The 14,736-nt window shown below is 42.2% G+C and carries 11 protein-coding genes; 7 read left to right on the plus strand and 4 right to left on the minus strand.

The features are described 5' to 3' along the window. The first annotated feature begins 58 nt into the window (after window positions 1-58). Genes PAARA_RS04185 through PAARA_RS04205 form a run of 5 tightly spaced genes read left to right on the plus strand, consistent with a single transcriptional unit; the run spans window position 59 to window position 5,157 of the window. The gene (locus tag PAARA_RS04185; protein ID WP_062567811.1) at window positions 59-1,867 is read left to right on the plus strand and encodes a glycoside hydrolase family 3 protein; all 1,809 of its coding nucleotides are present in this window, start codon (window positions 59-61) and stop codon (window positions 1,865-1,867) included. A gap of 49 nt (window positions 1,868-1,916) precedes the next feature. Then, window positions 1,917-2,714 carry a putative hydro-lyase gene (locus PAARA_RS04190; RefSeq protein ID WP_083515249.1) on the plus strand — a complete coding sequence of 266 codons (798 nt, stop codon included), beginning with the start codon at window positions 1,917-1,919 and terminating at the stop codon, window positions 2,712-2,714. Window positions 2,715-2,720: 6 nt separating this feature from the next. Then, window positions 2,721-3,449 (plus strand): 5-oxoprolinase subunit PxpA, encoded by a 729-nt coding sequence (locus tag PAARA_RS04195; protein ID WP_062568164.1) that lies wholly within the window; start codon window positions 2,721-2,723, stop codon window positions 3,447-3,449. After that, window positions 3,437-4,297, plus strand: a complete 861-nt coding sequence (locus PAARA_RS04200; RefSeq protein WP_062567812.1) for a glutamate cyclase domain-containing protein — start codon at window positions 3,437-3,439, stop codon at window positions 4,295-4,297. Before PAARA_RS04195 ends, PAARA_RS04200 begins: the two co-directional genes overlap by 13 nt. Window positions 4,298-4,299: 2 nt before the next feature. Continuing rightward, window positions 4,300-5,157, plus strand: a complete 858-nt coding sequence (locus PAARA_RS04205; protein WP_062567813.1) for an aminotransferase class IV — start codon at window positions 4,300-4,302, stop codon at window positions 5,155-5,157. Between the two features lie 56 nt (window positions 5,158-5,213). Here PAARA_RS04205 and PAARA_RS04210 read toward each other — a convergent pair whose 3' ends face one another. From PAARA_RS04210 to PAARA_RS04220, 3 genes are all read right to left on the minus strand, one after another. After that, window positions 5,214-6,194: a WD40 repeat domain-containing protein gene (locus PAARA_RS04210; protein WP_062567814.1), complete on the minus strand. Its 981-nt coding sequence runs from the start codon at window positions 6,192-6,194 to the stop codon at window positions 5,214-5,216. Window positions 6,195-6,414: 220 nt separating this feature from the next. Beyond that, window positions 6,415-6,678, minus strand: coding sequence for a hypothetical protein (locus PAARA_RS04215; RefSeq protein ID WP_062567815.1), 264 nt, complete (start codon window positions 6,676-6,678; stop codon window positions 6,415-6,417). 407 nt (window positions 6,679-7,085) lie between these two features. After that, on the minus strand, window positions 7,086-7,463 hold the full coding sequence (locus PAARA_RS04220) for a VOC family protein (protein ID WP_062567816.1): 378 nt from the start codon (window positions 7,461-7,463) through the stop codon (window positions 7,086-7,088). Between the two features lie 160 nt (window positions 7,464-7,623). Here PAARA_RS04220 and PAARA_RS04225 point away from each other — a divergent pair, with 160 nt between their 5' ends. Continuing rightward, window positions 7,624-9,651 (plus strand): S9 family peptidase, encoded by a 2,028-nt coding sequence (locus PAARA_RS04225; RefSeq protein WP_062567817.1) that lies wholly within the window; start codon window positions 7,624-7,626, stop codon window positions 9,649-9,651. Between the two features lie 767 nt (window positions 9,652-10,418). Here the strand turns inward: PAARA_RS04225 and PAARA_RS04230 are convergent. Next, window positions 10,419-12,020: an isocitrate lyase gene (locus PAARA_RS04230; RefSeq protein ID WP_062567818.1), complete on the minus strand. Its 1,602-nt coding sequence runs from the start codon at window positions 12,018-12,020 to the stop codon at window positions 10,419-10,421. Window positions 12,021-12,250: 230 nt separating this feature from the next. Between PAARA_RS04230 and PAARA_RS04235 the strand changes: the two genes are divergently transcribed. Further along, window positions 12,251-14,425, plus strand: a complete 2,175-nt coding sequence (locus tag PAARA_RS04235) for a malate synthase G (protein ID WP_062567819.1) — start codon at window positions 12,251-12,253, stop codon at window positions 14,423-14,425. The last annotated feature ends 311 nt before the right edge of the window (window positions 14,426-14,736 follow it).

Consider the following 14,736-nt stretch of genomic DNA (forward strand, 5'->3'; position numbering starts at 1 on the left):
GCTTGCTGTGTTAAATAAGTTTGCACTATCGTCACTGGTTATCGGATTAGGATGTTTCATGCCATTACAATCATCATTTGCTGAGTCTGCATTAACTTTAAAACAACAGTTAGGGCAAAAGCTCATGCTTGACCTGCGCTATTACTGTAAACAAGACCCAGGTGAGCAAAAATGCCGTACACCGGTGACAGAGCTGCCGGCCGATTTAGCGAATATCATCACTAAGCATAACATTGGTGGGGTGATTTTATTTGCAGAAAATATCGATACCGTGCCGCAGGTGATCAAACTTAATAATGATCTACAAAAAGCCGCTGCCAAGTCTGAGTTAGGCTTACCGCTGTTTATTTCAATAGACCAAGAAGGTGGTCGAGTCGCCCGTATTCCGCGTGATGTAGGCACGTCGTTTACCGGTAACATGTCGATTGGTGCAACCTATAAAGAACATGGTACATACTTCGCGACAGAGTCTGCACGTATTATCGCCGACGAGCTATTGGCACTGGGTGTGAATGTTAACTATGCACCCACGGTCGATGTAAACATGAATCCAGACAATCCAGTTATTAACGTGCGCTCTTACGGTGAAGAGCCGCAATTGGTTGCAAAACTAGGTGCTGCACAAGTCGCAGGGTTCGAGAACAACGGCGTTATTTCATCACTAAAGCACTTTCCAGGGCATGGCGATACCAACGTAGATAGCCACACAGGCCTGCCAAAAGTAATGCATGATAAAGAAACTATTTGGCAGCAAGACCTACCTCCTTTTAAAGAAATTATTAAAAACCAACAACCGGGTATGATCATGACGGCACATATCCAATACCCAGCCCTCGATGACAGTACGTTTGTCAGTAAAGAAGGCAAAACCATGATCAAACCTGCGACGATGTCGCGCAAAATCATCACCGACTTACTGCGTGATGAACTCGGTTATCAAGGTGTTGTAATCACTGATGCATTGGATATGGCGGGGATCAGTCACTTCTTTGAACCAATTGAAGCGGTAGTAAATACCTTTGCAGCGGGTGTTGATATTGCCCTTATGCCTATCGAAATCAGAAGCCCAAAAGACTTAGCTGTACTTGAAGCCCTTATTGAGCGATTAGAGCAAGAAGTACAGCACGGCACTTTAAATGCCGACGAAATGAGTGCTTCTGCAACGCGTATTTTAAAACTTAAAGAGAAATTTAAACTCAGCTCTTCACTTGATGACGAAGCAGCCACCAAAAAAGCGCAGCTGTTACTTGGCGATCAAAGCCATAGAAAAGTAGAAGCAGAGTTAGCATTGGCTGCGATTACCGAAGTTAAAAACGAAAATAATACCCTGCCGCTTAGCATTAAGTCGGGTAGTAAAGTGCATATTATTATGCCAGATACACGCAAATGTTATGCCTTACAGCAGGCGTTAGTTGATAACACCAATAAGTTAATCAGCTTTAGTTGCACCAGTTTGCAAGGCTATGAGAAGCTTGCAACATTAAAAGAAATTAACGAAGCCGATATCATTATTGCTGCAAATGCGTCACCAAAACAAAGTGCTGTTGAAGTGGGCGGGATGGATGATTTAGCCGATAATCCAGAGTTTGCGATTGCTAAGGCTGATCAATCAGCCGCATTAGAATCATTGCTCAAACAAGCGAGGTTAGCTCATAAAAAGACCGTATTTGTAAGCTTGCGTGCCCCTTACGATATTGCTCAATTTGGACAATTTGGCGATGCAGTACTTGCCACTTATGCTTACAATATCGATGTAGACACTAATGAAAAGATTGCTGGCCCTGCTTTCACTGCACTGGCAAAAGTATTACTAGGAAAAGCCCCTGCAAAAGGACAGTTACCCGTTACTATAAATGATCTAAACTGAGTGTTATTGTAATAGCCTCAGCTAGGTTTTAATTTTCAAGGAGAGGCACTTGCAAAAAGATGCATCATTAACCACCCCAGCAGCTATCCGTAAAATGGTACGCGCGGGTGACTACAGTGGTAATACGTCTGGGTTTGCATCTGGGTTTGTACAAGCAAACTTAGTGATTTTACCTAAACAATACGCGTTTGACTTTTTGCAGTTTAGCCAAGCCAATCCTAAATCATGCCCGATTATAGCAACCAGCCGTTTACCAGGCGTTACCGATATGCCAACTGTTGGCGAAGACATTGATATTCGTAGTGATTTGCCGCGTTATCGTGTTTTTAAAAACGGACAAATGATTGAAGAAGTGACTGATATCAGCAACCATTGGCGCGACGATTTGGTTACTTTCTTAATTGGTTGCTCATTTTCATTTGAAGAAGCATTGATTGCCGCTGGCCTTGAAATTAGAAATATCAGCGAGCAAAAAAATGTGCCTATGTATGTGACCAATATAGCGTGTCAGCGTGCGGGGATTTTCCATGCTAATATGGTTGTTAGCATGCGCCCAATGAAACCCGCTGATGCTATTCGTGCAATCCAAATTTGCAGCCGTTTTCCAAGCGTACATGGTGCGCCAGTGCATTTTGGCGACCCTGCAGCAATCGGCATTAAAGACATCAACAAACCTGAGTTTGGCGATGCAGTGACCATTAAAGAAGGCGAAGTGCCGGTATTTTGGGCCTGTGGTGTTACTCCACAAGTTGCGATTGCCAATGCTGCACCTGATTTTTGTATTACCCATAGCCCAGGGCATATGCTGGTAACCGATATTCCTAATAGTAAAATGGCAGCTTTTTAAATGACGATGAAACTAAACTGCGACTTAGGCGAAAGCTTTGGTATGTGGAAAATGGGCCTAGACGAACAAGTGATGCCACATATTGATATGGCCAATATCGCTTGTGGCTTTCATGCGGGCGATGCCGATGTAATGGCAAGCACCCTCTCTCTTGCAAAGAAGCACAAGGTCACTATAGGCGCACACCCAAGCTATCCAGATAAACAAGGTTTTGGTCGTCGCTCGATGGCAATGAGTGAAAAAGAACTCACTAACTGCCTTCATTATCAAATTGCTGCAATTGATGGTATGGCTGCTGTGCATGGCTTAACACTGGAATACGTTAAACCACATGGTGCCCTTTATAACGATATGATGCGCGAAGAACATACGTTAAATATCGTTATGCAAGCAGTTGCTCGTTATCCTAAACCACTAAAGTTAATGATTTTAGCCACCAATCAAGCAGCCAAACACAAAGCGCTAGCAACTGAATTAGGTATCGAACTCATTTTAGAAGCGTTTGCCGATCGCCAATATACCGATGAAGGAAAGCTGGTCTCACGCGCTCTTGCGGGGAGTGTTTTAGAAAAGCCCGCTCTTTTGAAGCAAGTAAAACAATTAATTGAACATGGTACTGTTACCACTCAAAGTGGCCAGCAGCTCACACTCCATGCCGACAGCCTTTGTGTTCACGGCGATAATGATGCAGGCATTGCCCTGATTCAAGAGATCAACGCATTATGCCAAGTCTAAGTGATGAAGCACTCAGTCTAAAAATAGAAAGCATGATGGTCGAACTAAATCCACGAGGTATGCAGTCTTTATATGCCAAGCAAACCAAGGGCACTTATTTACGAGCCGCACAGTCACTTCACAACGCGCAACATACTATTCTGATTGGTACAGGCTTTGCGGTTAATAACACCTTTGAAACTGACGGTCCTGTTGGCGCTATAGCACTTTACAAAGTACTTGAAAAGCTCGGTAAACAGCCAATTTTGGTCACTGGCAACCCCCTTTACAGTATCCTAAAAAAAGACTTTAACTGTTTTGAGCTGCCAATTAACAATATTGATAATGCGCGCACTTTTAGCATTAAAGCCCTTGAGCAGTTAAAGCCTGATTGTGTTTTATCAATAGAGCGCCCAGGGCTTAATCAGCATCAACGTTATTACAATATGCGCGGCATTGATATTTCTGAACATTGTGGCTGCTTTGATTTTTTTGTGACAGAAGCACGTTGCCCCACTATTGCAATTGGTGATGGCGGTAATGAAATAGGCATGGGTAACCTTGCACAACATATGCAAGATCTTAGCATCACCCCCTGTTTAACACCCTGTGATGAGTTGTTGTTGGCAGATGTGTCTAATTGGGCCGCTTATGGTCTCATTGGATTCTTAAGCCGCTGGCACAACACAGACTTATTGGCAGCTATTGAGCCTCTAGACATTCTACATTACCTAAGTGAGCGCGGTAGTGTTGATGGCGTCACCCATAAAAATGAGCTCACCGAAGATGGCTTGCATGCTATGCATGGTCAACAATTAATAACTCGGCTTCGCCAACTTGGCGGCTTTATTACACAGAATGAGGTTTAACAATGGGCACGGTATACCTAAACGGTGACTACCTTAGCGCTGATGAAGCAAAGATTTCACCAATGGATCGCGGCTTTTTATTTGGCGATGGCATCTATGAAGTGATCCCATCTTATAACGGTAAAATGCTAGGCTTTGGCGCACATATTGAGCGTATGAATAACGGTTTAAACGAGCTTGAAATTAAGCTCGATTACAATGCCGATACGTGGCGAAAAATCTGTAACGACTTATGCGAGAAAAACCAAGGTGACAACTTAGGGATTTATTTACACGTGAGCCGTGGTGCCGACACTAAACGCGCCCATGGCTACCCAACTAACATTACCCCAACGGTATTTGCATTTGCTTTCGAAATTCCAGCAGAACCTGTTAGTGACATCGATAATGCGACAGCATATACCGTATCACTTGAGCAAGATCGCCGCTGGCAACGTTGCCATATTAAATCAACTGCACTACTTGGTAACGTTATTCATTACCAACATGGTGCCGTAGCAGGTAACAAAGAAACGATTCTATTTAACCGCTTGGAAGAAATTACCGAAGCCAGTTCAAGCAATGTGTTTATTGTAAAAGAGGGTGTGATAAGCACGCCACCACTCGATAATCAAATTTTACCTGGGATCACCCGCTGGTTAATCCTCAATATTCTACACAGCTACAGTGACTTCAAAGTGCAAGAACGTATTATTAGTAAAGATGAGTTACTTGATGCCGACGAAGTATGGATCACCAGCGCCACTAAAGAAGTTGGCCCTGTCGTAAAAGTAAATGGCAAGTTAGTTGGTGATGGTAAGCCTGGTGCTGTTTGGCAACAAGTGCAAAGCCTGTTTACCAAGCATAAGTTTGATTACTAATTTAATTGCAGTTTAAAACAAACGCCTACTTAAAGTAGGCGTTTTTGTTTTAGCTGTTATTTAGTGCTTATTTTATCAAATGGCCAAGCTTGCAATAGGCCGTCACTGGTTTCTGAATATAGCTGGTTACCATCGTAAGCCACACTCAGTACTGACGTGCGCTGACGCTGCTGTTTAGCTTCGTATTCAGCGATTAATTCACCATCTGCAACGCGATATAAGCGCATCTTCATTTTTGGCGAGCCAGTTAATAGCCATTTGTCTTGGTTGATAAATTGCGATGCGGTGAACTCAATAAAGTTAGCGTATGAGTCCACTTCTGATAGCTCTTGTTTATTGGCCAAATCAAAGAATACACGATCATCAACCGAATCAATTGCAAAAGCCAAGCTTGCTGATTTATTTAAAGTAACGTGATTCACTCTGGTCGCTAAACGCTCTTCAAAGCGAATGCTGCCATCACTCGTTGACCAAAGCTTAACGTACTTGTCGCTGGAGCCGGTAAACGCCCACTGGCCATCAGCCGATAGCGCCACGCTATTAATATCTAAACGATGAATATCAAAACGCTTAGTATCACCTGTTCGGGTATTTATCACCTCAGCCTTGCCGCTACGATAGGCAATAACCAAGGTATCACCAGAGGCTGATATAGCGATGTCTCTGGCGATTTCCTGCCCGGTGAGCCAAGTGCCGATACTACGCCCCGTGCGAGTATCGTATAAAGTCACCGATAACCGATTTGAAATAAAAAAATGAGATTTGTTAGCACTAAAACCCACAAGCTCAACATGCTCAGCGCCCTGCCCTGTTATACAATCGTATAAACGCGCTTTTAACTGATTATCCCAAATACACACTTTAGATTGAGTTGCCACTAAAGCGTGACTCGCATCTTCGGTTAGCGCAGTGGCACTTAATAGCTCATCGCCATGAGCAAACTCATTGCTAGCAGATGCTGTAAACACCTCATTTGTGCCACATCCAACCAACGCTAATGTAACAACACATGAAAGTGACCTAAACAGTTTCGACATTATTCTAACTCGCTTATTTTTATAGTTATTTTTTATAGCTGTAGTTTAATGAAAATAGGGAGAAGTTGGTAGGTGTGCTTAAGAGCCTAATAAGACTTTCTATTCATTGATAATACTTTCTTTGAGGGATGCATGTAGGCGCGAAATTATTTCGCGCGGGACTGCATAGATATTGTGCGATGTTGCAGACGCGCCACGCAAGCATGACGCCAGCAATAAGCTACTGCTTGTCTGTTCTGCTAACAATTTCGTAGCCTTGGGCTTCATAATCGTTAATACATTTTTGAAATTTATTCTGAAGTTTTATTTCATCAAAAAAGCCAAACGAGTATGCATCACACTTTACTTTCATATGTTCACTGTTTTCCAATACTGCATTAAGTTTAAGCTCAGCAAAGCCAAATTTATAAGCTAATTCTGAAAATTGAGAGTACAAAACCAAAAGCAGTACAGCAAGAAGGGTAAGCGTTAAGGTATTTTTCATTTTTTATTTCCTTTAAAAGAGTTGTAAAAATAAAAAAAGCAATTAATGAACCAACAATATAACTTTATATAAATCAAAACAATGAGTAACTCACACAAAAGCAAGGTTAATATTTTCGCCAAAAAATAGTGAAAAAGGCAGTTTTTTGAAAACAAATACAACTTTGGAATGTTGCGTATTTATGATGGGGCATGGTTCGAGAAAAGAAATAGGAAGGGCAAGATGCTAGATTTGAGAAGCAAGGGTTTAAAGTCAGATGCGAGTTAGGAGATGCTTTAGCTTCGAACAAGAATCTCCCGATTCACCACTTGAGTAAATTAATAGCATTCATGTAGGTGTGAAATTTATTTCGCGCGAGACTACCACATATTACGAGGTGTAGCAGGTGCAGCACTTGCTAACTTCCCTCACCCATGGGTAAAACAAAACACATTAAGTTTGTTACCGTCTAGGTCTCTGAAGTATCCCGCATAGAAGCCAGGCATTTCACGTGGGCCGGGTGCACCTTCGTCTGTGCCGCCAAGCTCTATGGCTTTTTTATAAAAAGCATCTACTTGGGCTGGGGTTTCGACTGCCAACGCAATCATGGTGCCGTTACCTACGGTCGCTTTTTCATCATTATAAGGTTTGGTTATCGCAAAACCAGGTTTATCTTGCCCAGTGTTCCATGCGACAAAGCGGTCAGTTTCTAAAAAGCGCTCGGCGTTTAGGGTGGCGAATAATTCATCGTAATACTTTACTGCTTTAGCTAGGTTGTTAGTGCCTAACATGATGTAACCTATCATTGTGTGTTCCTTACGTTTAAAAGTGTCTGTACTCAACATAAAAGGGAAATGACCATCTGTCTATTGATTTCTCCATTCATCGCAATGGACTGTATTTCGGGTGGTTGTTACTTTATAACAGGATAACAGGTTAAACACCGCTCACTAACAAGGAAATCAAATGAAGTTTAAAACGTCTTTAGCGCTGCTTGCAGCAGCTAGCTTTTACGGCCACGCCGAAGCTAGCAATACCTTTGAGCTTGAAAATGTTTTTGATCTTGAATACGCCAACCAAATAGAAATGACAAAAAATGGCAACACAATTTATTTTGTGCGTAACCGAATGGATATCAAAAGCGACCGTAAAGTTAGCAATATTTGGTCAGTAAACCCAGATGGCAAAACCATGCTACCGCTTACGTCTGGTGTACATATGGATTACTCACCAGTACTGTCGCCGGATGAAACTCGCCTAGCATTTATCTCGACTCGTGATGGTAGCAGCCAAATCTATGTAAAATGGTTAAAAACCGGTAATGTAGCGAAAATCAGTAACCTAACGCAAAGCCCTAGCGGATTAACTTGGACGCCAGATGGCAAACAATTGGTGTTCAGCCAGTTTGTGCCAGCTAAATCAGCAAGCCCAGTGTCTTTACCAGGTAAACCTGAGGGCGCAAAATGGGCGGAGCCAGCTACCTATATTGATGATACCTATTATCGCGCCGATGGCGGTGGCTACTCTGAAAAAGGCTATCATCACTTTTTTATCATGAGTGCAACGGGCGGCAATGCCCGCCAATTAAGCTCAGGTGATTTTGATCACGGCGGTGCTATTAGCTTTAATGAACAGGGTGATGCGTTTTATTTTTCAGCTAATCGATATGAAAACAACGAGTTACACCCAACTGAATCTGAAATCTATAAACTTAGCTTAGCGGATCGTTCAATCAGCCAAATAACAGACCGTAAAGGCCCTGATTCAAGTCCTAAAGTCTCTCCAAATGGTCGTTATCTCGCTTACACTGGCTATGATGACAAAAAGACTAACTATGAAAATAACGATATTTATTTACTTGATTTAAAATCAGGTAAAAGCTCGGTACTCACTGCTGATTTAGATCGCAGTGTCGAAAGCATTAAATGGGATGATAGCGGCCAAGGCCTTTATTTTAGTTACGATAGCGAAGGTAAAACACACCTAGCTTACCAACCGCGTAGTGGTAAACATAAAGTGATTACCTCAGAGATTGGTAGTGTCGCCTTTGGCCGTCCCTATTCAGGTGGTGACTTTGACGTGAGCGAAGATGGTGAAGTTGCATTCACACTCGCTGATACACAACGCCCAGCTGATGTAGCATTAATTAAGCGCGGTAAAACGGCTCGTTTAACGCAATTAAACGAAGATGCACTGGGCGACAAAGAACTTGCCAAAGTTGAAGAAATTTGGGTTAAATCAAGCCATGACGGCTTAGCCGTTCAGGGTTGGATTGCATACCCACCGGGTTTTGATAAAAACAAGAAGTACCCTCTTGTTTTAGAGATCCACGGTGGCCCTGTTGCAAACTACGGCCCTCACTTTAGCCCTGAAGTGCAATTATACGCAGCCAAAGGTAATGTTGTACTTTATATGAATCCGCGCGGCAGTGACTCGTACGGTAAAGAATTTGCGCAAACAATTCATCATAACTACCCAAGTAATGACTTTGATGATTTGATGACAGGTGTTGATGCTGTCATCAATAAGGGCTTTATTGATGAGAGTAAACTGTTTGTTACCGGCGGCTCAGGTGGCGGTGTATTAACAGCATGGATTGTGGGTCATACAGACCGCTTTGCAGCAGCTGTTGTTGCTAAACCAGTCATCAATTGGATCAGCTTTGTACTAACTGCTGACTTCTATCCTTTCTTTGCTGATTATTGGTTCCCAGGTAAACCATGGGACAACATTGAGCATTATATGAAGCGCTCACCAATTAGCTATGTGGGCAATGTAAAAACACCAACTATGCTGTTAACTGGTGAATCAGACTATCGCACGCCGATTTCTGAAACTGAGCAATTTTACCAAGCGTTAAAGCTACAAGGTGTTGATACGGCTATGGTGCGTATTCCTAATGCCTCGCATGGTATTACTGCTCGCCCATCAAACCTGATGACCAAAGTAGCCTATATTCAATGGTGGTTTGATAAAAACAGTGGAAATGATTAACGATCATCGAGCGAAGCGAGAACGTTTCATTTGCGCAAGGTGAACGGATTTCGTGACGCAGTTTCGTTTAACTTATCTCACATTGTATTTGGCGCGATTTTATATCGCGCCTAATCCGAAACATCATTTAATAAAACCATAACGCGGGGCAAACCCGCTGCTACTTGCTAACTTTACTCTTTCTTACTTCCCCCTTGCTAGCTCCCTCTCTGTAAACCCCCTTTACAGTTTAAATGTGAGTAACTCCTTACATATTTCTAGTAAATATCGGACATTAAATAAAAAGCAGTTAGTAAAAAATCGGTTTATAGCCAAAATCAGTAACTTGAGTTAGTAAAAAATCGGTTTGTGCCGCTAAAAACCTAGCTTCAGTTAGTAAAATTTTGGTTTGTAAGGATGTTGAGTTGGTAAAAAATCGGTTTATGGCTTAGGTGAGTTAATAAAAAATCGGTTTGTAAATCGCAATATTCTACAAAACAGCCCTAAATTACCGTTTGTATGACCTAATTTTAGCCATTCTAAAGGTGGTTTTTAGTCAATGAGTGCATATTTTCTGCTTATAAGACGAAGCTAGTTAAATCCTGATCTAAAATTCTGAGGCTGGTAAATGCGTGATCTGTATTTTTACAAAGCTAGTAAATGGCTGATCCAAAACTTAGTTAAACTCTGATCCAAATATCTAAGCCCGCACTCAAAAAATGAAAAAGGGCCCGAAGGCCCCTAACAACATTATTGAATAGCTATAAAGGTGTTACATCATTACTTGGTTAGAACTGATTCATAGTATTTGCTTCACCACCGGCTTTAAGCGCATTTTCACCAGAGAAGTACTCTTTATGAGTATCACCAATGTTAGAACCTGCTAGGTCTTGATGTTTCACTGATGCTTGCTCACGGCGAATTTCTTGACGTTGTACGTCACGAACATACGCCAGCATACCTAGGTCGCCGAAATAGCCTTCTGATAGAATATCAGTACTTAGCGCCGCTGTATGGTAAGTTGGTAACGTGATTAGGTGGTGGAAGATACCCGCTTCACGTGCACCATCTTTTTGGAAGTTTTGTACAAGTACGTCTGCTGCTGCTGCAAGCTCTGTGTCATCCATTTCTGGTGCCATTAATGCTTTATTATCATCGATGCTTGGGTAAGCTGATAAGTCTTTACCTTGTTCTTGCCACTCAGCGTATACTTGCTCACGGAATTTAAGTGTCCAGTTGAACGACGGTGAGTTGTTATATACCAACTTAGCATTGGGTACTTGCTCTTTAACGCGATTCACAAGCTCAGCGATTTGTTTAACATTTGGTTTTTCTGTTTCAATCCACAGTAAGTCTGCGCCAGACTGTAAGCTAGTAACACAGTCTAGCACTACACGGTCTTTCTCTGTGCCTTCACGGAACTGATATAAACCATTATCTAAACGTGTTGGCTTGCAAAGCTGACCGTTGAGCTTCATTGCTGTGTCGCCTTCGTTTAAGTCATCAACACTGTTTACTGGTGTTGTTTCAAGGAACGACGTGTATTGGCTCGCAAGGTCACCTGGTGTTTTAGATACAGGCACTTTTTGAGTAAGGCTTGCACCTAATGAGTCAGTACGCGCAACGATAATGCCGTTATCAATACCAAGCTCTAAGAATGCGTAACGAACTGCGTTAATTTTTGCTAGGAAATCCTCATGCGGTACAGTTACTTTACCCGCTTGGTGACCACATTGTTTTGCGTCAGATACTTGGTTCTCGATTTGGATAGCACATGCGCCTGCTTCAATCATCTTTTTAGCAAGTAGGTAAGTGGCTTCTTCGTTACCGAAACCCGCATCAATATCAGCAATAATTGGCACAACATGACTCTCGAAGTTATCGATTTTATTTAGCACGGCTTGAGCATCACCGCCGTTTGCTTTCGCTGCATCTAGGTCTTTGTAAAGGTGGTCAAGTTCACGTGCATCTGCTTGCTTTAAGAAAGTGTAGATTTCCTCGATTAGCGCTGGAACAGACGTTTTTTCATGCATACTTTGGTCAGGTAATGGACCGAACTCAGAACGAAGTGCCGCAACCATCCAGCCGCTTAGGTATACATAGCTGCGTTTAGTTGTTTTGTTATGACGTTTAATTGCCATCATCATTTGTTGTGCAGTGAAACCATGCCAACAACCTAATGATTGTGTGTATTGGCTGTGGTCAGCATCGTAGGCTGCCATGTCTGCACGCATGATGTCTGCAGTGTATTGAGCAATGTCTAAACCCGTACGAAAACGGTTTTGTAAGCGCATACGGCTTGCGTATTCTGGGTTGATTGACTGCCACGTTTTGCCTTGTGTTTGACATAAAGTAGCTAGGTTATCTGTTTCGCGTTGATATGTTGTCATAATAAAAATCCTTCGAACGGGTTATCTATTTTTTGTTAGTGAGAGTGGCTACTTGGCGTTCGCTTCGTAGCGCTTAATCCAACATTAGGCGGATTTTTTGGATTTAGTAAATTTATAGTTGTTATTACCACTATATTTTTAGTGAATGGTAAATAACCTGCTTATTAGCTTTTTTTACGATATGGTTAGGCCATGAATGATCACATTAAGCTCGTTTAAAGGACATTACTATGACCACTCTCTCACTTAACGGTTTAAGCGTTGATCAACAACTAGCACAGTTTGTTGAACAGCAACTTTTACCAGGAACAGGTATTAGCACAGACACTTTTTGGCAAGGTTTTGCTGATATCGTCACTGAGTTAACGCCAATCAATCGTGCGCTTTTAGAAAAACGCGAACAACTGCAAGCAAAGATTGATGACTATCACAAGCAACAACCGGTATGGGATGCAGCTAACTATCAAGCATTCCTAAAAGACATTGGCTATCTCGTTCCTGAGCCAGCTAGCTTCAGCATAGAAACAGAGCAAGTTGAGCCTGAAATCGCAAGCACTGCGGGGCCGCAGCTCGTTGTGCCAGTGAGCAATGCACGATTTGCCTTAAACGCAGCGAATGCCCGCTGGGGCTCACTGTATGATGCGCTATACGGCACTGATGTATTAAGTGAAGATGACGGCGCTGAGAAAGGCGCTACATACAACCCTGTACGTGGCTTTAAAGTCATGGCTTATGCCCGCCAGTTCCTAGATAAAGCATTGCCTTTAGCAAATGGCTCGCATATCGAAAGTACCAGCTATTCAGTGGTTAACAATGAACTTTTAATCACATTACGTGACAGCAGCCAGGTTCGTTTAGCTAATCCTGAACAACTTATTGGTTACCAAGGTGAAGCGCAAAATCCGAGCGCTATCTTACTGAAAAATAATGGCTTACATATCGAACTGCAAATCGACCATCATCATCCAATAGGTCAAGCAGATAAAGCAGGCCTTAAAGATGTGCTACTTGAAGCAGCCCTCACAACGATTATGGACTGTGAAGATTCCGTTGCTGCTGTTGATGCACAAGACAAAGTAAACGTCTATCAAAACTGGCTTGGTTTAATGCAAGGTAACCTAGTAGAAGCATTTAGCAAAGGCGGTAAAACCATTGAGCGTCGTTTAGCACAGGACCGCCAATATCAAGGTGTGAATGGTGAAACACTGACGCTAAAAGGCCGTAGCATGATGTTTGTGCGTAACGTTGGCCACTTAATGACAAATCCAGCTATCCAAGATAGTGAAGGCAATGACGTGTTTGAAGGTATTATGGATGCCATTATCACCAGCACCGCAGCACTTCATGACTTAAAAGGTACAAGCAGCCTTAAAAATTCAACGGCCAATAGCATTAATATTGTTAAACCAAAAATGCATGGCCCAGAAGAAGTGGCCTTCACCAATACCCTATTTACCCGCGTTGAGCAGCTATTAAGCTTACCTGAAAACACCATTAAAATGGGGATTATGGATGAAGAGCGCCGCACTTCAGTTAACTTAAAAGCGTGTATTTTCGAGGCTAAAAAGCGTGTTGTATTCATTAACACAGGCTTCTTAGACCGTACCGGTGACGAAATTCATACTTCAATGCAAGCAGGTGTTGTACTACCAAAAGGCGCTATCAAACTTGAGCCTTGGATCAGCGCATACGAAGACCGCAACGTAGATATTGGTCTTGCTACAGGACTCAGTGGCAAAGCACAAATTGGTAAAGGTATGTGGCCAATGCCAGATAAAATGGCGTTAATGATGGAACAAAAAAGTGGTCACCCGAAAAGTGGTGCAAATACCGCGTGGGTGCCCTCTCCTACTGCTGCAACGCTACATGCAATGCATTATCACGATATTGATGTATTTGCTTGTCAAAAAGCGCTGATGGACCGCAAAGAAGCAAGCCTTACTAGCTTACTCACTCCACCGCTTATGAAAGATGCCAGCAGCTTAAGCAAGGAAGATATTCAAGCCGAACTTGATAACAATGCACAGGGTATTTTAGGCTATGTTGTGCGTTGGATTGACCAAGGTATTGGTTGCTCAAAAGTACCTGACATCAACCATGTCGGTTTAATGGAAGATCGTGCCACACTGCGTATTTCAAGCCAGCACATGGCCAACTGGCTGTATCATGGTGTTTGTTCTGAAGAGCAAATTAGAAAAACCATGGCGCGAATGGCAAAGGTTGTCGATGGTCAAAATGAAGGGGATCCGGCCTACAAGAATATGGCTGATTCAGCCGAAACCTTAGCACAAAGTATTGCTTATCAAGCTGCGCTAGCCCTTGTATTAGAAGGAGTTAAACAACCTAGTGGCTATACTGAACCATTACTGCATGCGTTCCGTATAAAACATAAGTCATTAAATTAAGCATAATTTAACTCCCTTCGAGTTTGATGTGTCGTTCCTAGCAGCCTTTGGCTGCTTTTTTTTTGACTAATATCAATTGATACCAATCCGCAATAATATTTAATTATTTTGAGGGATTAAACCTGTCGCTACCTGCGTTAAAAATTTCTGATTTAGAACAACTAAATAACGAAATTTTTGCCTTGTTATCAACGAGGTTTTTTTGCCTCAAAATAGACCACTAAATTAAGCGTATTGGTATAAACTCATAACGACAGTGAATACTCACCATTCATAGTATAATAAAAATCTATTAAAAAAGGGCATTTGTT

It is taken from the genome of Pseudoalteromonas arabiensis (genome assembly GCF_001550155.1).
Lineage (GTDB): Bacteria > Pseudomonadota > Gammaproteobacteria > Enterobacterales > Alteromonadaceae > Pseudoalteromonas > Pseudoalteromonas arabiensis.